Origin of the sequence: Adlercreutzia equolifaciens, assembly GCF_029076695.1 — a bacterium.
In the GTDB taxonomy this organism is placed as follows: domain Bacteria; phylum Actinomycetota; class Coriobacteriia; order Coriobacteriales; family Eggerthellaceae; genus Adlercreutzia; species Adlercreutzia equolifaciens_A.
Map to the genome: position 1 here is coordinate 1 of NZ_JARFIK010000536.1, position 292 is coordinate 292.

Consider the following 292-nt stretch of genomic DNA (forward strand, 5'->3'; position numbering starts at 1 on the left):
CCTTTCCCGAGCCTTTGATAAAAACATCGAGTCGCACGCCTTTCGCTCCCAAACGCGGCTCGATGGCTTTCTCTACCGTCACTTCGCCAATCCCGCCAATCGGCTCATCGAGAATGGCCTCCAGCAGCATTCGGCACACCTCGGGATTGTCCTCCATAACTCGATTGAACATAGGCCATTCGCTAAACCGCAGATCGCGCACTTCCATCGTCGACCTCCCCTTTGCACGTTGACAAAGGCAAGGACAGTGCATGATGACCGCATCGCAAAAGCTTCGTCGCTGATTCGCACC

General features: G+C 55.1%; 1 protein-coding gene. It reads right to left on the reverse strand.

Annotated elements, in window-relative coordinates; genetic code table 11:
* A partial coding sequence (locus PZH32_RS13510; protein ID WP_275208765.1) for a hypothetical protein occupies positions 1–208 on the reverse strand: 208 nt, incomplete at its 3' end.
* Between the last annotated feature and the right edge of the window lie 84 nt (positions 209–292).